This window comes from Gemella haemolysans (assembly GCF_001553035.1).
In the GTDB taxonomy this organism is placed as follows: domain Bacteria; phylum Bacillota; class Bacilli; order Staphylococcales; family Gemellaceae; genus Gemella; species Gemella haemolysans_B.
This window is the reverse complement of record NZ_KQ959925.1, coordinates 1-24,112: the sequence shown is the minus strand read 5'-3', so window position 1 is coordinate 24,112 and position 24,112 is coordinate 1. Positions and strand designations below refer to the sequence as shown.

Here is a 24,112-nt window from a genome sequence, read left to right as displayed (position 1 = left end):
TTAAACAACAAGGAGAAAATTAATGTTAGCAAAAACATTTGATATTATCGCAGAAGTATATGCAAGAGAAGTTTTAGATTCACGTGGTAACCCAACTGTAGAAGTTGAAGTAACAACAGAATCAGGAGCGTTTGGACGCGCACTAGTACCATCAGGAGCATCAACTGGACAATACGAAGCAGTTGAATTACGTGATGGAGACAAAGGTCGTTACTTAGGTAAAGGTGTAACTAAAGCTGTAACTAACGTTAATGAAGAAATTGCACCATTATTAGAAGGTAAATTCGACGTATTTGATCAAGTAGGAATTGACTATGCTATGATCGAATTAGATGGAACTGAAAATAAAGGACGTCTAGGAGCTAACGCTATCTTAGGTGTATCTTTAGCAGTAGCACACGCTGCAGCTGATTCTTTAGGAGTACCTCTATACAGATACTTAGGAGGAACAAACTCTAAAGAATTACCAACTCCAATGATGAACATCGTAAACGGTGGATCTCACTCAGATGCTCCAATCGCATTCCAAGAGTTCATGATTTTACCAGTAGGAGCACCTACATTTAAAGAAGCTTTACGTTGGGGAGCTGAAGTATTCCACAACTTAGCTAAATTATTACACAACCGTGGTTTATCTACTGCAGTAGGTGACGAAGGTGGGTTCGCTCCAACATTCGAAGGAACTGAAGATGCTGTAGAAACAATTTTAGCTGCAATCAAAGCTGCTGGATTAGAACCAGGTAAAGATGTATTCTTAGGATTCGACTGTGCATCATCTGAGTTCTACGAAAACGGAGTATACAACTACGCTAAATTCGAAGGTGAAGGTGGAGCAGTTCGTACTTCAGAACAACAAGTTGATTACTTAGAAGAATTAGTAAACAAATACCCAATCATCACTATTGAAGATGGTATGGATGAAAATGACTGGGAAGGATGGAAATTACTTACAGACCGTATCGGTGACCGTGTACAATTAGTAGGAGACGATTTATTCGTAACTAATACTAAGAAATTATCACAAGGTATCGCTCAAGGTGTAGGTAACTCAATCTTAATCAAAGTTAACCAAATCGGTACTTTAACTGAAACTCTAAACGCTATCGAAATGGCTAAACGTGCTCGTTACACAGCTGTTATTTCTCACCGTTCTGGAGAAACTGAAGATTCAACAATCTCAGACATCGCAGTTGCTACTAACGCTGGACAAATCAAAACAGGTTCTCTTAGCCGTACAGACCGTATTGCTAAATACAACCAATTATTACGTATTGAAGATGAATTAGATGCAACAGCTGTATACCCAGGTGAATTAGCATTCTACAACATCAAACGCTAATTAGTATAAAATAGATTTAAAAAGGTAAAAGTCTAAGGCTTTTGCCTTTTTTTATTTATATCTATATGATTCACCTGAAAAAATTATGTTTATGTCTATCATTATTTATAAATATATTAAGGATATTAGATATCTGTTTTTCACTAATATAAAGTAATAGTTTTACTAAGTGTATCTTAATTTCCATTATGTAAAACAAATTAGAGTTTATTTATTAATATAGGATATGATTTTTGTTTAAGAATAGTTATAGTAAAAGATTTTAAAAAGATGATTATAATTATACGAGTATTAATGTATTAAATTAAAATCTCAATATAATAATAAAATACATTAAAATGTCGTGAGATAAAATGTTCGATTTAAAGTGCATAATGTGTTTTTTTAATATATTTTATATAATATTTTTAAAAAATAAGTTTGTTTATTGTTTAAATAAAATGAAAAAATAATCAACTATTTTGAAGATCAAAACATTAAATTTCTAGATTTTTATCTTTACAAACGCTTTCAAATATGGTACTATTTTTGATGAAAAGATAAATATCAATTTATAGGAGGTTAATATGGCAAGTTTATCATTAAAAAAAATTTATAAAAAGTATGATAATGGCTTTTGCGCGGTAACTGATTTTAATTTGGAAGTGGCTGACAAGGAATTTGTTGTATTTGTTGGACCATCAGGGTGTGGAAAATCTACTACCCTTAGAATGATTGCCGGTCTAGAAGATATAACAGAAGGTGAGTTTTATATAGGGGATAAGTTAGTAAATGATGTTGAACCTAAAGATAGAGATATCGCAATGGTATTTCAAAGTTATGCGCTATACCCACATATGACAGTTTTTGATAATATGGCATTTGCTCTAAAACTAAGAAAAGTTCCTAAAGATGAAATAAAAGCGAAAGTTGAAGAAGCTGCAAAAATTCTTGGATTAGAAGAACTTTTAGATAGAAAGCCAAAAGCACTTTCTGGAGGACAACGTCAAAGGGTTGCACTAGGAAGAGCTATTGTAAGAAGTCCGAAGGTATTCCTTATGGATGAGCCACTATCGAACTTAGATGCTAAATTAAGAAGTAACATGAGAGCGGAAATAATTAAGATTCATAATACTTTAGGTGCAACTACAATCTATGTAACGCATGACCAAACAGAAGCTATGACAATGGCGGATAGAATTGTAGTAATGAAAAAAGGTATTGTTCAACAAGTTGGAAGCCCTAAAGAGATTTATGATCACCCAGAAAATTTATTTGTAGCAGGATTTATCGGAGCACCTACAATGAACTTCATGAGAGGTAGAGTTGCTGAAGGTAACTTTGTAACTAAAGATGGAGGAGAAATAGAAATTCCAGTAGGACACTTTGATAGATTAAAAGAACTAGGTTATGAAGGAAAAGAAGTAGTTTTAGGAATTAGACCAGAAAATATCTCTAATGATCCACTTGTACTAGAGACATATTCACATGCCAAGATTACTTCAAAAGTAATTGTGGCAGAGTTATTAGGGTCTGAATATATTGTTCATACTGATTTAAATGGAGAAAATATTAAAGCAATTGTACATTCAAGACAAAATATTAAAATGGGAGATGAACTAACATTTGCTTTAGATATGAATAGGGCTCATTACTTCGATGTAGATACTGAACTTAGTATCTTAGAATAATTTAATTAAGACGTCAAATTTTTATAAAACATACAAAATAAGGGGGCTCATATTATGAGAAAATTAAATAAATTGTTTGCTGTAGCAGCAACAACAGCTCTTGTTTTAACAGGGTGTGTGGGCGGAAAAAAAGAAGAAAAGCAAGCCGATCCGAATAAAAAAGTAGAAATTACTTATTGGGACTTCCCACAATTTACAAAAGATAAAGAATTCAAAAAAACTGAGGATTTTGATGCAGCTTTAATCAAAGCGTTTGAAGCGAAAAATCCAAATATTAAAGTTAACTATCAAAAAATTGAATTTACAGATGGACCAGCAAAAATTGAAACAGCTATTCAATCGAAAACAGCTCCAGACGTAATCTATGATGCTCCAGGCCGAGTAATCGCATGGGCAGCCAAAGATTTATTGGTTCCATTAGATGATGTTGATAAATCTAAATTAAATGAAGCAGCAGTTAAAGCATCTAGTTACAAAGATAAACTTTATATGTATCCACAAGGGGTAGCACCATTCTTAATGGGTGTAAATAAAGATTTAACAGATAAATTAGGGGTAACTGATTTACTACCTCTAAATAAACAAGATAGAAGTTGGACTGTAGAAGAATATGAAAAATTCTTAAAAGCAGTTAAACAAAAAGATTCAAGCATTACTCCAGCTTTATTCTACACTAAATCACAAGCAGGAGATCAAGGACCAAGAGCATTTGTAGCGAACTTATACAATTCTTGGATTACAGATGATGCAAACAGCAAATACACTATTAACGATGCAAATGGTGTTAAAGGATTAGAGTGGGTTAAAAAAGCTTACGATGATGGTTTATTAGGACAAGGTGTAGCATTAGAAGCTAAAGATGCTCTAGAGGCGTTCAAATCAGGACGTGCGGCAACTACAATCTTATTCTCTCCTGGTATCGCAGCTTCACACGCATCTGGATTTAACTACAAATTCTTACCATTCCCTAACAATGGAGGAAAAGCTAAATACGATTACCTAGTTGCAGGACCAGCCATCTTTGATAATGGTGATGCAGATAAAGCAGCAGCGGCTAAAAAATTCGTTGACTTTATGGTTAATGATAAAGATTGGGGTAAACGTACTCTATTAGCATCTGGTAACTTCTCAGCTAAAAAAGGTGAAACAGGATTATATGATTCAGAAGAACTTAAATTTGCTGAAGGACTAACTGGACAATACGCTCCATACTATAACACAATTCCAGGATTCGCTAAAATGAGACCGCTATGGTTCAACATGGTTCAAGGTGTATTAAATGGAAAAACTACACCTAAAGAAGGATTAGATAAGTTTGTAGAAGATGCAAATAAAACAATAAAAGAAGCATTGTAATTTGACGTATGAAGGGATAGAGTTGCTTCTATCCCTTTTTTAGATAAAAAATAAACTTTTTAGGAGGTTCTATGAAAACTACTAAGAAAAGAAAAAAAATAGACTTTAGTGCATATCTGTTTATTTTGCCGGTTAGTATATTTTTTATAACATTTGTTTTAGTGCCAATGTTACGTGGACTGCAGTTATCATTATACAGTTTTGCTAAAAAGAATCCAGTATTCGTTGGACTTAAACACTATTCAGACTTAATGTTCAGTGGAAGTGGAGCAACAATCCACGAACCATTCATGAAATCACTTATTAATACGATTATTGTGACGGTAGTTGCAGTACCCATAGTAGTACTAGTATCTATATTTGTTGCAGTAACGATTTACAATAAGAGTGCAGTAGTAAGATCATTTTTCCGTGGAGTATTCTATATTCCAGCGATTTCTTCTGTAGTTTCTGTTACTGTAGTTTGGGCTTGGATCTATCACCCAGAATATGGGATTTTAAACTATGTATTTAAATCGATGCATTTAATTAAGGATAATGTTGACTGGTTAGGAAATCCGAGTACAGCATTATATGCTATTATTACGATTTTGATTACTACTTCATTAGGTCAACCGATAATTCTTTATGTTGCTGCTTTAGGTAACGTGCCAAAAGAATTATTAGAAGCTTCAGAGATTGATGGAGCTACAAAATGGCAAGTGTTCACAAAAATCACTTGGCCGCTGATTAAACCAACGACATTATATATTGTAGTTGTAACTACAATTAACTCGTTCCAAATTTTCGCACTTATCCAGTTATTAACTGCTGGGGGACCGAACTACGGAACAAGTACAATCATGTACCTAGTATATGAAGCGGCAATAAAAAACGGAAATCATGGTGTAGCTAGTGCGATGGGTATTATCCTTGCTGTAATTATTGGAATAATTTCAATACTACAATTTAAGTTTCTATCTACAGACAATGATTAGGAGGATTTAGAATGAAAAGTATAAGTATTTTTAAAATAGTATCAATGATAATATTACTTGGGTTAACTATATTCTTTATTTTTCCATTTTATTGGATTGCATCAGGGTCATTTAAATTACAAGATGTAGCAATAACAATTCCACCAGAATGGTGGCCATCTACTCCAACATTGGAAAACTATGAGAAGTTATTTACATCGAATACATTAAGATGGTTCTTTAACTCAGTATTTATTTCAGTAATGACAACATTCTTAGTTTGTGCTACGTCAGCATTAGCAGGATATGCGCTAGCTAAGAAAAATTTCCCGGGTGTTAAGATAATATTCATGGTGTTTGTGGCAGCAATGGCATTACCAAAACAAGTAATTTTAATACCTTTATTAAACTTAATCACTGAATTTAACTTAATGAATACATACTACGCGTTAATTCTACCTGCGGTAGGTTGGCCGTTCGGGGTATTCTTAATGAGACAATTCTCTCAAGCAATTCCAACCGAACTACTTGAATCAGCAAGAATAGATGGTTGTGGTGAAGTAAGAACATTTATAAATATCGCTTTACCAATCATTAAACCAGGTATCGGAGCATTAGCGATCTTTACTTTCATCGCCAGCTGGAACGATTACTTCTCACAATTAATCTTCTCTAATACACCAGACATGTCTACATTACCTTTAGGGTTAGCAGCGTTAGCACAAGGTCAAGAGTTCTCTAATGACTACGGATTACTAATGGCAGGGGCATCATTAGCATCATTACCGATGATAATCGTGTTTATTTGTTTCCAAAATTACTTTACTCAAGGTGTTACTTTAGGAGCGGTGAAAGGATAATCTTATGGATAAACAACAATTATTAGAATATCTAAAAGGAGAAATGATAGTTTCTTGTCAAGCATTACCAGGTGAAGCTTTATATAAAGAAGAAGGTGGAATAATGTGTTTAATGGCACAAGCTGTTAAGAATGCAGGGGTAAAAGCTATTAGAGCTCAAGGAGTTTTAGATATTAAACAAATAAAAGAACAAACGAATTTACCAGTAATTGGTATAATAAAAAAATCATATGAAGGATATGCTTCATATATAACTGCTACAATGGATGAAGTCGATAAATTAGTAGAGGCAGGTTCTGATATAATAGCGTTAGATTGTACGAATAGAGAACGAGGGGATGGTAAAACACCTAGTGGATTCGTGAAAGAAATAAAAGAAAAGTATCCTAATGTATTATTGATGGCAGATATTTCTAATTTAGAAGAAGCTATAGAAGCGGAAAGAGCAGGGGTGGATTTCGTAGGGACAACGATGAATGGATATACACCGTACACAGCAAATTCAAAAAAATTCAATCCAGATTTAGTAAAAGAAATCGTAAAAAATGTAAAAATTCCGGTTATAGCAGAAGGAAAAATTCATACTCCAGAACAAGCAAAACAAGCATTTGAAGCGGGGGCATATTGTATAGTGGTTGGTGGAGCGATAACTAGACCGCAAGAAATTGCATCAAGATTTTTAAGTGAGTTGAGATAATGAGTATAATAGTTTTATTGGCATATTGGTATACCTATAGTAAATGGTATATATTAGGATCGTGGTTTATCACATATATTTTAAACATAGCATTTAAGAAACTATGGCTTTCACCATTATTAATAAATGCTCTTGCATTGGGAGTGTTATTCATAGGTATATACTATAAGTTAATAGTAGGGCAAGAAGTAGGAGCGTCAGTATTAAATGTGTATATGCCGATAGTATTTTCTAGTATTATAATGAATTTACTAGTATTTATTACTAGGAAAATAAAATTAAAAATTAAAAATTAAAAACAAACTATTAATTAGTCGAAAATGAAGGATATTTTTTAATGTTTAGACTGATTAATAGTTTTATTTTATAACAGTATATACATACTTAATATGATACAGATAGGTAAATGAAAATGAATATCAATGAAAATGAAAGTTGTACTATTACATTTTTATTTTTTTTTAGTTTATATTTGTATTTTTAGAAATTTATAATAAATATATTTTGATAAATTTTAAATAACTTAAAAAGCTGTAAAGTGTTGTTAGATTAATATTTTTGGATGGTGAAGATTGAACATAAAATATATTTTTTATTTTTTTTATGAAAAATTAAAATAAGGATATTACTTATTATTGTGTTTTTTAATGAAAATATTGTGTTGACCTCCTTTATGAGTTAAATATTTTATTGATTTGAAGAGATTTCTGTTATATAATGTAATTAAAGTATTAATCATCTATTATTACTTTGTCTTTTAATAACAGGTTTCTTGTAGATGTATATAACATATTTAGTTATCTTAAGCAAATAAATTTTTTATTGTAAGGTGTAAAAAAATGGAATTAAGAAGAAAGTCCTTAAAATTAATGGGTTCTCATATAGATATTCTTATTTTTGATAGCGTTGATGCTGAAACTATTTTAGATGATGCTGTAGAAATGTTGAAGGTGTATGAACATAGATTTAGTGCAAATGACGACAGTTCTGAATTAATGGAAGTTAATCATAATGCAGGTGTCAAAGCAATCAAAGTCCATCCGGATTTATTTGATTTGATAAAAATAGGGAAAAACCATAGTTGTGCTTCTAATAGCTTTTTAAATATTGCTATTGGGCCAATTGTACAGACATGGAGAATAGGGTTTAAAGATGTAAAAGTTCCTACTAAACAAGAAATTGATAATTTATTAGAAATAACTGATCCTAATCAAATAATTTTAAATGAAGAAGAGCAATCTGTCTATCTTGCAAGAAAGGGTATGGCTATTAATTTAGGTGCTTTAGCAAAAGGATATATTGCTGATTTTATGATTGAATATTTGAAGAAAAGAGGCGTAGATGCTGGATTAATTAATTTAGGTGGTAATGTATTAGCTTTTGGTGATGCCAAGCATAATCAAGATTTAATGTGGCGCATAGGTATACAAAATCCAGTAGAAACAAGAGGGAATCATTTATTTACTATAGGGATAAAAAATCAATCGGTAGTAACATCAGGGATATATGAACGAAATCATACAGAAAATGGTAAAACGTATCATCATATATTAAATCCGAAAACTGGTTATCCCGTTGAAACAAATGTAGCAGGATTATCCATAATCTCTAGAAAGTCAGTAGATGGAGAAATCTGGACTACAAGATTGTTTGGAAAAGATATCAAAGATATTTTAGAAGAAGTGAACAATTTACCTGATATAGAATGTGTTATTGTAACAACTGAAGGTAAAGTCTATTATACAAGCGGAGTGCTAGATAAAATAATATGTTAAATAAAAATATCTTGAAGAATACTGAATATACTATTAATTTAAGGAGGCTCTATTAAAGTGGCTGAAATAAAAAACAAAAAAAATGTTAAAAAAACAAGACAAGAAAATCTAGATACAAATAAAGTAGATAGTACAAAAAAAGAGAGAGGAAACAAAAACATGGTAAAATTAATTGGTCTAGTTGGTACAAACTCTAAAAAATCTACAAACCGCCAACTTTTACAATATATTCAAAAACATTTTGCAGGTAAAGCTGACATCGAATTAGTTGAAATTAAAGATCTTCCTTTATTCAACAAACCAGCTAATAAAGAATTACCTGAAGGAGTTAAGGAAATTGCAGCTAAAATTGAAGCAGCTGACGGGGTTATCATCAGTTCACCTGAATATGACCATGCAGTACCTGCATCATTAATGAGTGCAATCGCTTGGTTATCTTATGGAATTCACCCATTACTAGATAAACCAGTAATGTTAACAGGAGCTTCATACGGAACTCTTGGTTCATCTCGTGCGCAAGCTCACATGCGTCAAATTATGGATTCACCAGAAGTTAAAGCACGTGTAATGCCAAGTTCTGAGTTCTTATTAGGACATTCTTTACAAGCTTTTGACGAAGCTGGAGATATTTCTAACCCAGAAACAGTTGCTAAATTAGATAGTTTATTTGCTGATTTCTTATTATTCATCAAAATTACTGAAAAATTAATTAATGCACATAAATTAGCTGAAAAAGAAATTGAAAACTTCTCTTGGGAAGATTTAAAATAGGATAGGAGTGTAGACACATGAAATTAGTAGGTATCGTAGGTTCAAACGCGGAAATTTCTTATAACCGCAAATTAATGGAATTTATAGCAAAAGAATATAAAGATTTATTCACTTTAGAATTATTAGACATTACTAACTTACCAATGTTTAACCAAGATGAAGATCATTCAAGAGAAAACAAAGATTTATTAGTAATGAACCGTAAAATTTTACAAGCAGATGGTGTTATTATCGCAACACCTGAGCACAACCACACAATTACAGCTTCTCTTAAGAGTGCTCTAGAGTGGTTATCATTTGAATTACACCCACTTGAAAATAAACCAGTAATGGTACTTGGTGCTTCTTACTATGATCAAGGATCATCTCGTGCTCAATTACATTTACGTCAAATTTTAGACGCACCAGGTGTTAACGCAATCGTATTCCCTGGTAACGAGTTCCTTTTAGGTAGAGCTAAAGAAGCTTTCGATGCTCAAGGTAACTTAGTAGATGATCGTACAGTAGGGTACTTACGTACATGTTTAACTAAATTCGTTAAATTTGCTACAGTAGCGCAATCATTAGCAGAAAGAAAACCAACACCACCAGAAGACTTAACAGCTAGTGGAAAATGTGATACAACAATTGAAGGTGTTGATGGAAATGCTGATGACTGGTATGAAAAAGCAGCTGAAAAAGTTAACGCTGTATCTGGAGATACATATGTTAAACTTGATCGTGGTATCTTAACAGTAGACCAACTTAACTACTTCTTAAACTCTATGCCAATGGAATTAACTTATGCAGACAGCAATAACCAATTCTTATACTACAACTACCACAAAGAAGATTACGAAATGCTTGCAAAACGTCGTCCAGTACAAGTTGGATGTTCATTAGCAAATGTTCACCCAGAGCACCCAGAGAGAATACATAAGAGTGTAAACTGGTTAGTAGGATTACTACGTTCAGGACAAATTGATGTATTCCGTACACACGTACCAACTCACGGACCAGATAAATATGTTGTGCACAACTACCAAGCTATGTACGACAAAAATGGTAAATACGCAGGTATCAACGAGTACATCTTAGACTTCAAACCAATCGTAGATTGGTACTTAAAACAAACAGGTCAATCATTAGTTAAAAATGGAGTACCTGTAGGTCACGGATATGCAGCAGCACCAGCTCCTGCAGCGGCAGATGCAACAAGTGGAGCTTCTGACGCTGGTCATGGTGGAGCAGCACCAGCAGCGCCAGCACCAGCAGCGGATGCAACAAGCGGAGCTTCAGCATAATAAGTTAGAAAAAATGATAAAAAGGCTTAAGGATTATTCTTGAGTCTTTTTTATTTCTAGAGCATATCTAGAGAATATTAAGAAATATTAAGTTATAATATAAAATAAATACACATTAGTGTAAAATAATATTTACTAAATACGGAGAGTATTGTATGAATAAAAATAATGTTCTATCTAAATTATTTCATAGGTATTTTATTGTTGCTTTGAATGGAATGGCCTTAGGGTTGTTCTGTACTCTAATTATTGGATTGATTATTAAGCAGATTGCTATAAGCTTGAGTGGAAGTTTATCGAGTTTCTTACTTGTTATAGCGAGTATCGCAATGGCATTAACAGGTCCAGTTATTGGTATAGGTGTTGCGCATGCGCTTAAAACTCCTAAATTAGTAATCTTAGCTTCTGGTGTAGTCGGATTTTTAGGTGCATTTGGGTCAAATCTAGGTACTAATAATTTGCTAGATCATGGTAAATTGATAATTAGTGGTTCTGGTGATCCTTTAGGAGCTTTTATAGCGGTAGTTATAGCTGCGGAAATAGGTAGATTTATTTTTGGGAAAACTAAAATAGATATTATTATCACGCCATTTGTTACAATAATCATTGGAGGAATAATTTCTTATTTAACAGGACCATATTTAATAAAAGGGATGAAAATTCTTGGTACATTTATAAGAGAAGCAACTGAATTACAGCCGTTTATTATGGGAGTAGTTGTTTCAGTTGTTATGGGAATAATTTTAACATTACCTATAAGTTCTGCAGCGTTGTCTATCATCTTGGGGTTGTCTGGAATAGCAGCAGGTGCATCTACTGTGGGATGTGCAGCTCAAATGGTTGGCTTTGCAGTAATAAGTTTTAAAGCTAATCGTTGGAATGGATTACTTGCTCAAGGTTTGGGGACGTCTATGTTGCAAGTTCCTAATATTATGAGAAAACCAGTAATTTGGATTCCTCCAATAGTAGCGAGTGCTATCTTAGGTCCTATAGCAACCATTATTTTTAGAATGGAAAATAATCCAGCTGGTGGTGGTATGGGGACATCAGGATTAGTTGGGCAACTTATGACATGGCAAACAATGTCATCTTATACAGCTCATTCGGTGCTGTTAATTGAAATATTGTTACTACACTTCATATTACCTGCGATTATTTCATATGTGGTATATTACTATATGGAGAAAAAAGGTTTTGTAAAAGCTGAGGATTATAAATTAGATTTATAAAAATTTAAGAACTAGCTATAGAAAAATATAGTTAGTTCTTTTTTTACGTTTATAGGGAGTTAGTAGAAAATCATGATCTCGGAGAAACAAGATTTTGTGGATTTTATTAAGACATGGCATTAAAATGGTATTGAAAATAAAAAAAGAAAGCCCTGTTACTGATGTAATAGGGCTTTTAAGCTTCTTCTTATTAACGTACTTCTTTAATACGAGCAGCTTTACCACGTAAGTTACGTAGGTAGTATAATTTAGCACGTCTAACTTTACCTTTACGTACAACTTCAATTTTTTCAACTTTTGGAGTGTGAACAGGGAATGTTCTTTCAACACCAACACCGTTTGAAATTTTACGTACAGTATAAGTAGCAGAGATTCCTCCACCACGACGTTTGATAACTACTCCTTCGAATTGTTGGATACGCTCACGTCCACCTTCAACGATACGAACGTGTACTCTTACTGTATCCCCAGCTTTAAATTCAGGAATGTCTGATCTTAATTGCGATTTAGTGATCGCTTCAATGATTTTGCTCATTATTCTTTCTCCTTTTTTTACAAAATGTTCATTACTAATGCTTGATTAACAGAGGAACATCGTAATTTAATGTTTTCACATCTCGACTATTATAACATTATTTAAAGTAAATATCAATAGAAAACTTAATAAAATTTATTATAAAAGAGCTTTTTCCCAAGTTTCTTCTTTAAATCCTAGAAGAAGGATATCATTTTTTAAATCGAATGCTAAAGGACGTTTAATTAACATACCATTTTCATGAAGTAATGTTAAAGCCTCATCAAGAGATAGTGTTTCTAATTTGTCTTTTAATCCTAGCTCTTTGTAAACAAGACCGCTAGTGTTAAATAATTTCTTTAAGGGTAGATCGAATGTCTTAATAATTTTTTTAAATTCTGCTACTGTTGGTGTTTTTTCTTTAACATTGAAATATGTTGCTTCAATATTGTTTTCTGTTAAAAGTTTTTTTGCTTTTCTACATGTCGAGCATGTTGGGTATTCGTAAATAGTTAGCATATAATCTCCTCAATAATTTTTTGTGAATTCTAAATAATTAATTGATATTATAATATTTATTTTTATTAGTGTAAAGAAATCTGTTTAGGATTTAGCATATACGAAAAGCGTTTAGATTAATTCAATAAATAAGATGTGATATAATTAAGTTATAGAAATAAAGGAGAAATACTATGCAAAAAATAATTGTAAAAGATGTTTCTAAAATATATGGAGAAAATAGTAATGAAGTTATAGCAAATGATTCCATTAGTTTTGATATTAATGAAGGAGAATTTGTTGTAATTTTAGGTCCAAGTGGAGCTGGGAAGAGCACACTTCTTAATATTATAGGTGGAATGGATAATGCTAGTAAAGGATCAATTAATGTTTTTGGAAAAGAGATTGTCGGCCTAAGTGAAGCGGAACTAACTAAATATAGAAGAGAAGATATAGGTTTCGTTTTTCAATTCTATAATTTGATTCCAAACCTAACAGTTTTAGAAAATGTAGAATTAGCTGGACAAATTGTAAAACAACCGAAAAAAGCAACAGATATTTTAAAATTAGTAGGATTAGAACATAGAATGGATAATTTTCCTTCGCAAATCTCAGGTGGAGAACAACAGCGTGTTGCTATAGCGAGGGCAATATCTAAGAATCCAAAACTATTACTTTGTGATGAACCAACTGGGGCATTAGATTATAAGACGGGAAAAAATATCTTAAATATCCTAAAAGAGTATAGTGTGGATGAGAAAAAAACTGTAGTTATTATCACTCACAATAGTTCTATAGCTGAAGCTGCAGATAAGGTAATAGAAATTTACGATGCTAAGGTGAAAAAAGTAACACAGAATACTAATCCTAAAAGTATTGATGAAATAGAGTGGTAGTGTTATGAAAGCAATAAATAGAGATATATTAAGAGAAATATCAAAAACAAAATCGAAGTTTATATCGATAATGATAATAATGTTTCTAGGAGTTTTTATCTTTGTAGGGCTAAAAGAGACATCACCAGCGATGGTGAATACTTATAATAAGTACATAGAACGCCATAAGATGTACGATTTGCGAGTGAGTCATAATTTTGGAATCAATGAAGAAGATATGAAAATTGTAAATTCTATGGATAATATTGATTTAAGTGAAAGTTATTTTATAAAAAAACTCCAGATAACTAATAGTAATGAGTTTGTAAATATTGAATCTTTACCTGAAAAATTAGTTTTACCTGAGTTAACTGAAGGTGCTTTACCCAATAATAATCGAGAAATAGCTTTAGTTGAATCACTGCAAGGTAGTTATAAAATTGGAGACGAGATTTCTTTTATTTCAGATAAGAGTGAAAGTAATACTTTAAAACAATATGAGTTTAAAGTAGTTGGCTTTGTTCAAGGAGCAGATCATATAGAGGTATCTAATAATAATCTAGCTAATAAGGACTATTTTGGGTATGTAAAAAGAGATGTTTTTAAATTTGAAAATGTAAGTGGGGTAAATATAAAACTTAAAGATATTAACTATAAATATAGTGATAAAGATTATATTACGGGAGTTAATAAGACTAGAGATAGACTGATAGAAAAATTAAAAACTCAGCAAAAAATTGACGAAAAAAATTATTTAGAAAAAAATAATAAAAAATTAAATGAAAATGAAAAACTAATAAATCAAGCACAAGAACAACTTAATAGTGTTAAAGAAAAACTTGAATTATTAAAAAATGTTGATAGTAAAAGTTATAGCGAACAAGTAGAAAAATTGAATAAAGCTCAAAAAGAGATTGAAGATAATAAAAAGCAACTAAATATTGGGAAAGCTAGTCTTTCAGAAGAAAGTTATCCTAGATTCTCTGTAGAAAATATTAGAGGTTTAAAAAACTATGCTCAATTTATAGATTCTGCGAGTAGTTTAACCTTTGTAGCTAATGTTTTTTCAATATTCTTATTCGTTGTATCGATTTTAGTTTCACTAACAACTTTAACTAGAATGATAGACGAAAATAGGATAAACATCGGTACTCTTAAATCCCTAGGATACAGTAATTATCAAATTTCTAAAAAATATTTTGTATATGGTGGATTATCTACCTTGATAGGTACGATATTAGGTATTATTGGAGCATATTTGGTGATTGTGCCAATAATATATAATTCTTATGCAAGGTTCTTCACTTTTAACACACCGGAGATCGTATCCACTCCAAGTATACTTATCGCAGCTTTTGTAATTTCATTAGGATGTGTAAGTTTAGCTATTTATATCCCACTTAGAAAAAATTTAAGAGAAAAGAGTGCGTACTTGTTACGTCCTAAGGCTCCGAGTGGAGGAAGTAGGATATTTTTAGAAAGAATCCCATTTATTTGGTCAAGGTTAAGTTTTCTAAGGAAGGTAACCTTTAGAAATATTTTCCGTTATAAAATTAGAATGTTAATGACAATATTTGGAGTTGCAGGATGTCTGACTCTTATGTTTATAGGTTTTGGTATTCGTTATGGAGTAATAAATATTTCTAATGAACAATTCAAAGTTATTAATAAGGTTGATATCGCAGCTACTTATAATCCTTATATAGATAATAAAAGTGTAGAAAAACTTCAAAAAGAGATTGATAATAATAAGAATGTTAAAGCTAGCACCAAAATAAATATTCAACTTGCTACTTTTGAGAGTAATAATGAAATTGTTGATTCTGTACAATTAATAACGGTGGATAAAGAAAACTATAAAGACTATATTACATTAATGGATAATAATACCAAAGGTATTAACTTGCCAAATGGTGCGGCTGTTATTAGTGAAAAGCTTGCATATCTTCACAAGTTACAGGTAGGAGATAGCTTTAATGTAGTTGTAAATAATAAAGAATACACATTTAATGTTGGTGAAATTAATAAGAATTACTTTGGACATACAATTTATATAAATAAAGATTATTATGAATCAGTATTCAAAAAACAATATAAGGACAATACATTTTTAATACAAACTACAGGTGGTAAGGAGGTTGTTGAGAGTGTTGTAAGTAATTTAAATAACAATAGCGATATAGTAAACATAAGTGATAATTCTAAAATACAAGAAATACTTGATAATTTTATTAAAGGGATAGATATTATAGTCGCAGTTATGGTGATTTGTTCAGTTACATTAGCGCTTGTGGTATTATATAATTTAATAAATGTTAATGTATCTGAGCGTATTAGAGAATTATCAACGATAAAAGTTCTTGGTTTTTATCCGAGTGAAGTAACTATTTATGTATTTAGAGAAATCTTTTACTTAAGTGGGGTAGGTATTATTTTAGGTAATTATCTAGGTTATAAAATGTATTTGAAAATAATACTAGAACTCGCTGGAAGAGACATGATGTTTAGTAGTAAAGTACCTTTAGTAGTTTATTTATTAGCATCGGGTATAACAATATTGATTACTATAGTCGTAATGATAGTAATGCATAAAAAACTAAAAAAAGTAAACATGGTAGAAGCTCTTAAAGCAATAGAGTAGAATAGGAGAAGAAATGGCAATTATAATAAATGACGAGGCAAAAAAATTATTAAAAGATAAAAATAAAAACTATATATTAGTATCACTATTTCAACAAGCTTGTTGAGGTGGCGGTGTAAATAAAGTTATCGGGGTTTCGATAGCAAGCAAATTCGATAAAGAATTATATTCAAAATATGTAGTTGATGGAATAGATGTTTATATCGACTATAGATTAAATATAGGAGAAAATGTAGAAATAGGTGTAGAAAAATTCCTATTTATGAAATATTTTAACCAGGTAGGGATCACCGCTTTATAAATAAAAAAACAACTAGAGATGAAAAGTATCATTTCTAGTTGTTTTTGTTTATTAGTTAGAAGATGCAATAAGCTCTTCTTCTTTTTTATGTTTATCGTTGTAGATTTTTTTCATAATACCGATAACGATTGATAGTGCAAATAGACACATTAATCCGATGAATAGGTTTCTAGCGCCACCTGATAGTGTACCACCTACATATGAATAAACAATTGTTGCTGGTAGTTGCCCGATTCCTGTAGCGATAAAGAATCGCCAGAAACTCATATTAGTAAGACCAGCGGCGTAACTAACAAAGTCAAAAGATACAAATGGCAATAATCTACAAATAAGAATAGCTTTATCTCCGTATCGTTCGAAGAATACGTCAATACTTGCCATTGCACCTTTACTTGTAAGTTTTTCTACTACATCACGTCCTAATCCGCGAGCAATATAGAAACATACCGCCGCCCCTATCATTGCTGTTGACCAAGATAATACAGCTCCTAGTACCCAACCAAAGATAGCAGCATTTGATAATGTGATTAAAAATGCTGGGATTGGTGCAGCTATTGATTGAAGTACCATTAGTACTCCAGAAACTACCGCAGCCCAAGCTCCCCATCCACGCAAGTATTCGATTACCGCATTTGTATCGAATTGAGATAAAGTAGCGAATGCTGTATTAATACCAGTTTTAAAACTAGGTACTGTGAAATAAACTGCAAAGAAGATTGCAAAACATGCAAGTGTAATATATCTTACTTTTTTACGTTGTACTTTTAATTTTTTCTCTTCTTCAGGATCAACTTCTCTTAAATCACTAAGTTTTACTTCTTTTTCTTTTAATGCCTTAAGTTCATCTTTAGTATAAACTGTTTGATATTTAGAAAGTGTTAAAATAATATAAAGATTTATTAAGTTAACAATTACCACAGTAATAATAAATGGAATTTTAACTTGGTTAAGTGAACTAGCATGTAGAACTTCACGAGCTATATATAGTAATGTTTTTGTTTTACCTGAAAAAATAGCCATTAAAAGTATTATCGCTTCAATTATAAAGAATGTGTACTTGCGATTAATACGTTTGAAATATAAACCTGTCATTATACCATATACAGTCCAAACGAAAATTACAAGACTCTGGTCAGCTAACATTTCGAATTGTGTAAAGAAGAACAGAAGGAAAGCGAAGAAGTAACCAACCGCTATACCAACACTCGTAAAATAAAATAAAAGTCTTAATCGATTCATTTAATCTCTCCTTGTGATTAGCTATTATTTTTTAATACTATAAATAATAGCAGCATATGTTCCATCTTCTGGAAGAACGTCTTCGTTACCTGAAAATTTCACTTCTTTACGAGTTTCAACAGCTCCATAAGTGTAAGTAGTATTTGAGATAATACCAACAGGGCAGCTATCTAAACAAGATAAACATCCTGTATTTTTATCGAGAGCATTTTTCAAGTTGCCACCGAAGCGGAAATCGATTTGTTTTCCATTGCTGTCTTTTACTACTTCGTTAATGTCATATTTTTTGTCAGCGCCGTTCCATGTGATTTCGGCTTTAATTGGAGTTCCTTCAACATGTGTAGTAGTTGCATTATTTGCAGTCATATTGTTTCCAGGTTTTGCACCAATCTCAATTAGAGCGTTGTAGAATTCTTCGGGCTTAGCAAATGCAGTAAATATTGACTTAGCACCATTTGTACCACTTTGTTCTACAGAATTATGTCTTGTTGCTTCATCAAAGTATTTACCGTTAATTTTTGTAAGAACAGTAATAGTACCTGCTTCTTTATCTACTTTAATAGGTTTATCTAACGATACGCCTGCCACATAGTCTGCAGGTTGATTTGAATTTTGTGAAGTTGAATTAGATGAATTGCTACATCCAACAGCAGTAAATGCTAATCCGGCAGCCATAAGGACTGATAATATTTTTTTTGGATTCATAAAAGAAGCCCCCCTTATTCTATAAATTTATTATATATTTGTATTATAACATTTATAGAAAAACTGAACAATATTCTATATAAAATATTCTATGAATTTAATTATCGCTACAGATATACAATTTATAAACATGAGAAAATATTATTATATTTTTTACATCAGTTATGTTAAAAATAGTAAAAATAAAATATATACTGAATAAATAATTTATTATAATTTATATATTTTAGATTATAATACTTTAGAACAACTAAGAAGTAATTTATTGATAATTATTATCGATTATAATAAACAGTTATTTATATAGAAATGAGTATCATAATTATTAGCTAAATAATTGGAAATATGGTATAATAGTTCAGTTATAAACGAAAATTATAAGAAATTTATGAAAAAAAGTAAAAAACTAGAGAAAGGAGAAAAAAATGTTAATTCAATTAAATAATGTAACAAAGAATTTCGTTGTCAATGAAATTTTTTCAAATGTTAAACTAGAAATTAACGATAAGGACCGTGTTGCAATAGTAGGTAGAAATGGAGCTGGAAAGAGTACATTATTAAAAATCATTTCTGGTGCTATTAGTTTTGATAGTGGAGAGAGAACTATTTCAAAAAATACAACGGTCGGATATTTATCTCAAGAATTTATAGTTAGAGAAGATTTGTCAATTTATGAAGAGATGATCACATGTTTTGATGAAATTATTACGTTAGAAGCAGAATTAGAAAAACTTTCATTTGAGCTAACGCCGGAAAATATCGAAAATGATCCAACGCTACTTAATAAATTTGATAGATTACAAAATGAAGTGTTAACACATAAGGACTATCATTATAAGAGTAAGATAGAGAGTGTATTATACGGATTAGATTTCACAAAAGAAGTTTTTGATAAGAAAATCAGTACTTTCTCTGGTGGAGAGAAGACAAGATTATCGATGGCTAAACTATTGTTAAGTGAGCCAGACTTACTAGTTTTAGATGAACCTACCAACCACCTTGATATGGAAAATGTAGCATGGCTAGAAAATTATCTTTCATCATACAATGGTGCAATAGTTATAGTCAGTCACGATAGATACTTTTTAGATAAAGTTGTAAATGTTGTATATAACTTAGAATTCGGTAAACTTAAAAAGTATGTAGGTAACTATTCGAAATTCTTAGTACAATATGAAGAAGATTATGAAAAACAATTAAAAGAATATACGAGTCAGCAGAAGGATATAAAAAAATTAGAAGAATTTGTTCAGAAGAATATAGCAAGAGCATCTACTAGTAAGATGGCTAAAAGTCGTCAAAAAGTATTAGATAAGATGGATCTTATTGACAATCCGAAAAAAGATGATAAGGCAGCAGGCATAGAGTTCTTAATTAAGGAACAAAGTGGTCGTGATGTTCTAACGATTAGTGGTTTACAAGTAGGTTATAATGGAATTAAAGTAGGGCAGAGTTATAATCTTTCGGTGTATAAAGGTGACAGAATAGCAGTAGTTGGAAGAAATGGTATAGGAAAATCTACATTAATAAAAACTATAGCTAAGAGACAAAAAGAAATTTCTGGTTCTGTTCAATATGGAAGTAAAGTGTCGTTAGGATACTATGATCAAAAACAAGCAGAGTTTGAATCTTCAAAAACAATATTAAATGAATTGTGGGATGAGTATCCTCTAATGAAGGAAGCGGAAGTAAGAACAGTGCTTGGTAGATTCTTATTTAGAGGGGATGATGTTCTTAAGATAGTAAGAGATCTTTCTGGTGGAGAAAAAGCGAGGTTACAACTCGCAAAACTGATGTTGGAGAAAAACAATCTCCTTATATTAGATGAACCGACTAACCACCTTGATATTACAAGTAAGCAAGTACTAGAAGAGGCATTGAAAAATTATGAAGGGACTATTCTTTTTGTCAGTCACGATAGGTACTTCATTAATAAGATTGCTAATAAAGTACTAGATATTACTGATAATGGTCATAATATGTACTTAGGAAATTATGATTACTATTTAGAAAAAAGAGAACAAGAGAGAATAGCTCAACAACTAACTAAACAAAATGAAGAAGTAGTTGCTGAAAAAGAAGCGAATAACTACATACTAGATAAAGAAGCGAAAAAACGTGTTCGAAAATTAGAGAGAACCCGCGATGAGCTGATGAATAAAATTGAAACTTTAGAAGAAGAAATACAAGTTGTAAATAATGAACTTGCCAAAGAGGAAGTATATACTGATATGATAAAAACTCAAGAATTTAATGAGCAGTTAAAACAACTATCTTCTGAATTAGAAGAGTTAAATGATTCTTGGTTAGAAATTGAAGAGGAATTAGAGAGTATTAATGGGTAGTAAAATTAAAATAACGACTTATGTTGACTCTGAAAAAATACATGAGGAATCTTGTGTAGGAAGTGTTTCGGAACAGATAAGTAGTGAAAAGATAAGCTATAGTGATAAAAATAATAAAAAAATAGAGATTTTTATTGACAAAATAAAAGAAAGTGTTAGTATAGAAAAAGACGATTCAAAAATGTACTTAGCATATACGAAAACAAGTAATGACTACAGTACGCAATATGGTCAGATGAAATTAGAAACACAGCTTGTAAATATAAGTAAAAAAACAAAAAACAACCTTACTTTATACGAAATAGTGTACAATATACATTTCGGAAGTAATGATAAACAGAAAAATAAATTGAAAATATTAGTGAAAAATATATAGTAAGTAATTAGGAGGGATTTTTGGTGAAAAATAAAATAGTAGAATTAATAAAAAATTCTTTAGCCAAATTAGAAATTGATGGAGTAGATATTCATGTAGAAACTCCGAAAAACACAGATAATGGAGATTTTTCTTCAAACGTAGCGATGCAATTAACAAGAGTTTTACGTAAAAATCCTAGAGTTATTGCCGAGGAAATAATCAGTAATATAGAAGAAGATGAAGCGGTAGAAAAAATTGAAATAGCTGGGCCGGGATTTATTAACTTTTTCGTTAAAAAATCAAGTCTTGGAAGTGTTGTTGGGAAAATCTTAGAAGATGATTTTAAATATGGTGAAAACAACATTGGACAAGGTAAAAAAGTTCTTTTAGAGTATGTGTCAGCTAACCCAACAGGAACACTACACGTAGGTCACGCTAGAAATGCTGCATATTCTGATTCATTAGCAAGAATAATGAAGAAATCAGGATATGATTTATCTCGTGAATACTATATTAATGATGCAGGTAATCAAATTAATAATCTTGTGATTTCAGCGATTACTAGATATAAACAGGCTCTAGGCATGGATGCTGAGATGCCAGAGGATGCATATCATGGTGAAGATATTAAAGTTTTAGGTCAAAAACTAAAAGATGAATTCGGTGAATCATTATTAGAAAGAGAAGACTTAAATGAGTTTATTCGTGAGTATGCAGTAGCGTATGAAATGGAAAATATTAAAAAAGACCTTGGTGATTTTGGTTTAGAATACGATGTATTCTTCAGTGAAAAATCACTATATGAAAATGGTCTTGTAGAAAAAGCTTTAGAATCCCTTAAAGAACAAGGGTTTGTTTATGAAAAAGATGGAGCTTTATGGTTAGAAACAACTGCTTTAGGTACAGGGGATGACAAAGACCGTGTATTAATAAAAGCAGATGGTTCATTAACATATTTAACTAGTGATATAGCGTATCACAAAAATAAATTAGATCGTGGATTTGATTTATTGTTAGACGTTCTTGGTGCAGATCACCATGGTTATGTAGCTAGACTTAAAGCTAGTGTAGTAGCTATGGGGTATAAAGCAGATCAATTAGAAGCGTTAATAATGCAAATGGTACAACTTCTAAATAACGGGGAAGTTGTGAAAATGAGTAAGAGAACAGGTAAGGCAATTACACTTCGTGATTTAATCGATGAAGTAGGAGCTGATGCTGCTCGTTACTTTTTAGTAATGAGAAGTGCAGATAGTCACTTAGACTTTGACTTTGCAGTAGCAAAAGAACAATCAAGTGATAATCCACTATACTATGTTCAATATGCCCACGCTAGAATTTGTTCAATCTTACGTCAAGCAGCAGAACAAGCTGAATACGATGTGAAAAATTGTGATTATGAATTGCTAACAGATGAGTACTCAGTAGACTTACTGAAAAACTTAGCATATTATCCAGAAATAGTTGCACAAGCAGCTAAAAACTACGAACCACACAGAATTTGTAATTATTTACAAAGTCTTGCAAGTTCATTCCACAAATTCTATAATAATAATAAAGTAATAACTGAAAATAAAGAGCAAACTCAAAGTTACTTAGCATTAATCACTGCTGTTAAGATAACTTTAAGAAACGCTTTAGATTTAATCGGAGTATCAGCTCCGGAAAAAATGTAATAAATAAAAAAGAAGGGAATCTAATATAAATGGTAAAGTTAAAAGATTTAAGCGCAGAAAAAATTAAGGAAATGTCACTAATAGATTTATGTTATGCATATATGGTAGAAGAAGGAATTGAAAAATTAAATATTTATGATTTCCTAGATTATATTAAACCATTAAGAAATGTTGACGAGGAAGAATTTACTGCACAAGCAGCGTATTTCTACACTGATCTAAACTTGGATGGACGTTTTGTATGCGTTGAAGATGGTAGTTGGAAATTAAGAGATAGTTTATTTGTAGAAGATATTAAAAACTTTGTTGAACCAAGTGTACAAAAATTTGAAATTGATGATGAAGATGATATTGAAGAGCTTGGAGAAGAAGAACAAGAAGATATCCATGATGAAGTTGATGCTTTAATCGAAGAAGAAGATATGGAAGAGAGTGAAGATGTCTTCGATTTCGATAATGAAGGTATTGTATCGAAATTCAACATAGCAACTGAAGAAGAAGAGTTTTAATAAAAGAGCCGTAAGGCTTTTTTATTTTGTGAGTCTTTTTAGTTGCATATACTTTCCATATGAAGTATAATGGAGAAAGTCAATAAAACATATAGTAAAAATTGTAATACAGGTTCTAAGTTTTTTAAGTGAATAACACAATACACATTTATTTTATTTATTATCTTTAACAGCAAGAATACGATTGATTATTGATAATAAAAAATATAAAGGAGATTGTAACTTATGAAACAAGGTACAGTAAAATGGTTTAACGAGGAAAAAGGATTCGGATTTATCGAAGTGGCAGGAGAAAAAGATATTTTTGTTCACTTCTCAAGTATTAAAAAAGACGGATTCAAAACTTTAAAAGAAGGCGATAAAGTTGAATTTGAAGTTGAAGACGGTGCTCGTGGACCACAAGCAGCTAACGTAGTTGTTCTTTAATTAGAAATGTGAGAAAGTTATAATTAGACTGTTAAGTCTAGTTATAGCTTTTTTATTTGGCTCTTTGTCAAATTCGGGGCATGGAGAAA

Annotated in this window: 22 protein-coding genes; 18 read left to right on the top strand and 4 right to left on the bottom strand. The window is 31.2% G+C overall.

Annotated features, from left to right (window positions below; all coding sequences use genetic code 11):
- Positions 1-22: 22 nt before the first annotated feature.
- The 11 genes from eno to HMPREF3186_RS01290 all read left to right on the top strand — a co-directional run bounded on the left by eno (position 23) and on the right by HMPREF3186_RS01290 (position 11,936).
- Positions 23-1,339: a phosphopyruvate hydratase gene (gene eno / locus HMPREF3186_RS01340; protein ID WP_060913575.1), complete on the top strand. Its 1,317-nt coding sequence runs from the start codon at positions 23-25 to the stop codon at positions 1,337-1,339.
- Between the two features lie 566 nt (positions 1,340-1,905).
- The gene (locus tag HMPREF3186_RS01335; RefSeq protein ID WP_060913574.1) at positions 1,906-3,009 is read left to right on the top strand and encodes an ABC transporter ATP-binding protein; all 1,104 of its coding nucleotides are present in this window, start codon (positions 1,906-1,908) and stop codon (positions 3,007-3,009) included.
- Positions 3,010-3,063: 54 nt separating this feature from the next.
- On the top strand, positions 3,064-4,365 hold the full coding sequence (locus HMPREF3186_RS01330) for an ABC transporter substrate-binding protein (protein WP_060913573.1): 1,302 nt from the start codon (positions 3,064-3,066) through the stop codon (positions 4,363-4,365).
- Positions 4,366-4,436: 71 nt separating this feature from the next.
- Positions 4,437-5,342, top strand: a complete 906-nt coding sequence (locus HMPREF3186_RS01325) for a carbohydrate ABC transporter permease (RefSeq protein WP_060913572.1) — start codon at positions 4,437-4,439, stop codon at positions 5,340-5,342.
- Between the two features lie 11 nt (positions 5,343-5,353).
- Positions 5,354-6,181, top strand: coding sequence for a carbohydrate ABC transporter permease (locus HMPREF3186_RS01320; protein ID WP_060913571.1), 828 nt, complete (start codon positions 5,354-5,356; stop codon positions 6,179-6,181).
- A 4-nt stretch (positions 6,182-6,185) separates the two neighbouring features.
- The gene (locus tag HMPREF3186_RS01315; RefSeq protein ID WP_060913570.1) at positions 6,186-6,878 is read left to right on the top strand and encodes an N-acetylmannosamine-6-phosphate 2-epimerase; all 693 of its coding nucleotides are present in this window, start codon (positions 6,186-6,188) and stop codon (positions 6,876-6,878) included.
- On the top strand, positions 6,878-7,174 hold the full coding sequence (locus HMPREF3186_RS01310) for a hypothetical protein (protein WP_060913569.1): 297 nt from the start codon (positions 6,878-6,880) through the stop codon (positions 7,172-7,174). The genes HMPREF3186_RS01315 and HMPREF3186_RS01310 overlap by 1 nt, the downstream gene beginning before the upstream one ends.
- Positions 7,175-7,717: 543 nt before the next feature.
- Positions 7,718-8,653, top strand: a complete 936-nt coding sequence (locus HMPREF3186_RS01305; RefSeq protein ID WP_060913568.1) for an FAD:protein FMN transferase — start codon at positions 7,718-7,720, stop codon at positions 8,651-8,653.
- 57 nt (positions 8,654-8,710) lie between these two features.
- Positions 8,711-9,424, top strand: coding sequence for an NADPH-dependent FMN reductase (locus HMPREF3186_RS01300; protein WP_156438950.1), 714 nt, complete (start codon positions 8,711-8,713; stop codon positions 9,422-9,424).
- Between the two features lie 17 nt (positions 9,425-9,441).
- Positions 9,442-10,707, top strand: coding sequence for an NAD(P)H-dependent oxidoreductase (locus tag HMPREF3186_RS01295; protein ID WP_060913567.1), 1,266 nt, complete (start codon positions 9,442-9,444; stop codon positions 10,705-10,707).
- A 155-nt stretch (positions 10,708-10,862) separates the two neighbouring features.
- Complete coding sequence (locus HMPREF3186_RS01290) at positions 10,863-11,936, top strand: PTS sugar transporter subunit IIC (protein WP_060913566.1); 1,074 nt, start codon at positions 10,863-10,865, stop codon at positions 11,934-11,936.
- A gap of 190 nt (positions 11,937-12,126) precedes the next feature.
- Here the strand turns inward: HMPREF3186_RS01290 and rplS are convergent, their stop codons facing one another.
- Entirely contained in the window at positions 12,127-12,471 is a 345-nt protein-coding gene (gene rplS / locus HMPREF3186_RS01285; protein WP_004263065.1) for a 50S ribosomal protein L19, read from the bottom strand.
- Between the two features lie 138 nt (positions 12,472-12,609).
- Positions 12,610-12,969, bottom strand: coding sequence for an arsenate reductase family protein (locus HMPREF3186_RS01280; protein WP_060913565.1), 360 nt, complete (start codon positions 12,967-12,969; stop codon positions 12,610-12,612).
- A gap of 173 nt (positions 12,970-13,142) precedes the next feature.
- On the opposite strand from HMPREF3186_RS01280, the gene HMPREF3186_RS01275 reads away from it, so the two are divergent.
- Positions 13,143-13,844, top strand: a complete 702-nt coding sequence (locus HMPREF3186_RS01275; RefSeq protein ID WP_060913564.1) for an ABC transporter ATP-binding protein — start codon at positions 13,143-13,145, stop codon at positions 13,842-13,844.
- Positions 13,845-13,848: 4 nt separating this feature from the next.
- Complete coding sequence (locus HMPREF3186_RS01270; protein WP_060913563.1) at positions 13,849-16,464, top strand: FtsX-like permease family protein; 2,616 nt, start codon at positions 13,849-13,851, stop codon at positions 16,462-16,464.
- A 352-nt stretch (positions 16,465-16,816) separates the two neighbouring features.
- Here the strand turns inward: HMPREF3186_RS01270 and HMPREF3186_RS01265 are convergent, their stop codons facing one another.
- A complete protein-coding gene (locus tag HMPREF3186_RS01265; RefSeq protein ID WP_060913562.1) occupies positions 16,817-18,004 on the bottom strand; it encodes a TVP38/TMEM64 family protein in 1,188 nt (395 codons plus the stop codon).
- Positions 18,005-18,028: 24 nt separating this feature from the next.
- On the bottom strand, positions 18,029-18,709 hold the full coding sequence (locus HMPREF3186_RS01260) for a YdjY domain-containing protein (protein ID WP_060913561.1): 681 nt from the start codon (positions 18,707-18,709) through the stop codon (positions 18,029-18,031).
- 425 nt (positions 18,710-19,134) lie between these two features.
- On the opposite strand from HMPREF3186_RS01260, the gene HMPREF3186_RS01255 reads away from it, so the two are divergent.
- The 5 genes from HMPREF3186_RS01255 to HMPREF3186_RS01235 all read left to right on the top strand — a co-directional run bounded on the left by HMPREF3186_RS01255 (position 19,135) and on the right by HMPREF3186_RS01235 (position 24,023).
- Positions 19,135-21,054 carry an ABC-F family ATP-binding cassette domain-containing protein gene (locus HMPREF3186_RS01255; RefSeq protein ID WP_060913560.1) on the top strand — a complete coding sequence of 640 codons (1,920 nt, stop codon included), beginning with the start codon at positions 19,135-19,137 and terminating at the stop codon, positions 21,052-21,054.
- The gene (locus HMPREF3186_RS01250; RefSeq protein WP_060913559.1) at positions 21,047-21,430 is read left to right on the top strand and encodes a hypothetical protein; all 384 of its coding nucleotides are present in this window, start codon (positions 21,047-21,049) and stop codon (positions 21,428-21,430) included. The genes HMPREF3186_RS01255 and HMPREF3186_RS01250 overlap by 8 nt, the downstream gene beginning before the upstream one ends.
- A 23-nt stretch (positions 21,431-21,453) precedes the next feature.
- A complete protein-coding gene (argS, locus tag HMPREF3186_RS01245) occupies positions 21,454-23,088 on the top strand; it encodes an arginine--tRNA ligase (protein WP_060913558.1) in 1,635 nt (544 codons plus the stop codon).
- A gap of 29 nt (positions 23,089-23,117) precedes the next feature.
- The gene (rpoE, locus tag HMPREF3186_RS01240; RefSeq protein WP_060913557.1) at positions 23,118-23,597 is read left to right on the top strand and encodes a DNA-directed RNA polymerase subunit delta; all 480 of its coding nucleotides are present in this window, start codon (positions 23,118-23,120) and stop codon (positions 23,595-23,597) included.
- A 225-nt stretch (positions 23,598-23,822) separates the two neighbouring features.
- Positions 23,823-24,023, top strand: coding sequence for a cold-shock protein (locus HMPREF3186_RS01235; protein WP_003144740.1), 201 nt, complete (start codon positions 23,823-23,825; stop codon positions 24,021-24,023).
- The last annotated feature ends 89 nt before the right edge of the window (positions 24,024-24,112 follow it).

Bases quoted from the DNA above. Each gene is read 5' to 3' on its own strand.
- HMPREF3186_RS01255 (WP_060913560.1), top strand. From the start codon at position 19,135: ATGTTAATTCAATTAAATAATGTAACAAAGAATTTCGTTGTCAATGAA.
- HMPREF3186_RS01290 (WP_060913566.1), top strand. From the start codon at position 10,863: ATGAATAAAAATAATGTTCTATCTAAATTATTTCATAGGTATTTTATT.
- rplS (WP_004263065.1), bottom strand. From the start codon at position 12,471: ATGAGCAAAATCATTGAAGCGATCACTAAATCGCAATTAAGATCAGAC.
- HMPREF3186_RS01235 (WP_003144740.1), top strand. From the start codon at position 23,823: ATGAAACAAGGTACAGTAAAATGGTTTAACGAGGAAAAAGGATTCGGA.
- HMPREF3186_RS01295 (WP_060913567.1), top strand. From the start codon at position 9,442: ATGAAATTAGTAGGTATCGTAGGTTCAAACGCGGAAATTTCTTATAAC.
- HMPREF3186_RS01325 (WP_060913572.1), top strand. From the start codon at position 4,437: ATGAAAACTACTAAGAAAAGAAAAAAAATAGACTTTAGTGCATATCTG.
- HMPREF3186_RS01310 (WP_060913569.1), top strand. From the start codon at position 6,878: ATGAGTATAATAGTTTTATTGGCATATTGGTATACCTATAGTAAATGG.
- HMPREF3186_RS01335 (WP_060913574.1), top strand. From the start codon at position 1,906: ATGGCAAGTTTATCATTAAAAAAAATTTATAAAAAGTATGATAATGGC.
- HMPREF3186_RS01305 (WP_060913568.1), top strand. From the start codon at position 7,718: ATGGAATTAAGAAGAAAGTCCTTAAAATTAATGGGTTCTCATATAGAT.
- rpoE (WP_060913557.1), top strand. From the start codon at position 23,118: ATGGTAAAGTTAAAAGATTTAAGCGCAGAAAAAATTAAGGAAATGTCA.
- HMPREF3186_RS01250 (WP_060913559.1), top strand. From the start codon at position 21,047: ATGGGTAGTAAAATTAAAATAACGACTTATGTTGACTCTGAAAAAATA.
- HMPREF3186_RS01280 (WP_060913565.1), bottom strand. From the start codon at position 12,969: ATGCTAACTATTTACGAATACCCAACATGCTCGACATGTAGAAAAGCA.
- HMPREF3186_RS01260 (WP_060913561.1), bottom strand. From the start codon at position 18,709: ATGAATCCAAAAAAAATATTATCAGTCCTTATGGCTGCCGGATTAGCA.
- HMPREF3186_RS01270 (WP_060913563.1), top strand. From the start codon at position 13,849: ATGAAAGCAATAAATAGAGATATATTAAGAGAAATATCAAAAACAAAA.
- HMPREF3186_RS01275 (WP_060913564.1), top strand. From the start codon at position 13,143: ATGCAAAAAATAATTGTAAAAGATGTTTCTAAAATATATGGAGAAAAT.
- HMPREF3186_RS01265 (WP_060913562.1), bottom strand. From the start codon at position 18,004: ATGAATCGATTAAGACTTTTATTTTATTTTACGAGTGTTGGTATAGCG.
- HMPREF3186_RS01330 (WP_060913573.1), top strand. From the start codon at position 3,064: ATGAGAAAATTAAATAAATTGTTTGCTGTAGCAGCAACAACAGCTCTT.
- HMPREF3186_RS01320 (WP_060913571.1), top strand. From the start codon at position 5,354: ATGAAAAGTATAAGTATTTTTAAAATAGTATCAATGATAATATTACTT.
- HMPREF3186_RS01315 (WP_060913570.1), top strand. From the start codon at position 6,186: ATGGATAAACAACAATTATTAGAATATCTAAAAGGAGAAATGATAGTT.
- eno (WP_060913575.1), top strand. From the start codon at position 23: ATGTTAGCAAAAACATTTGATATTATCGCAGAAGTATATGCAAGAGAA.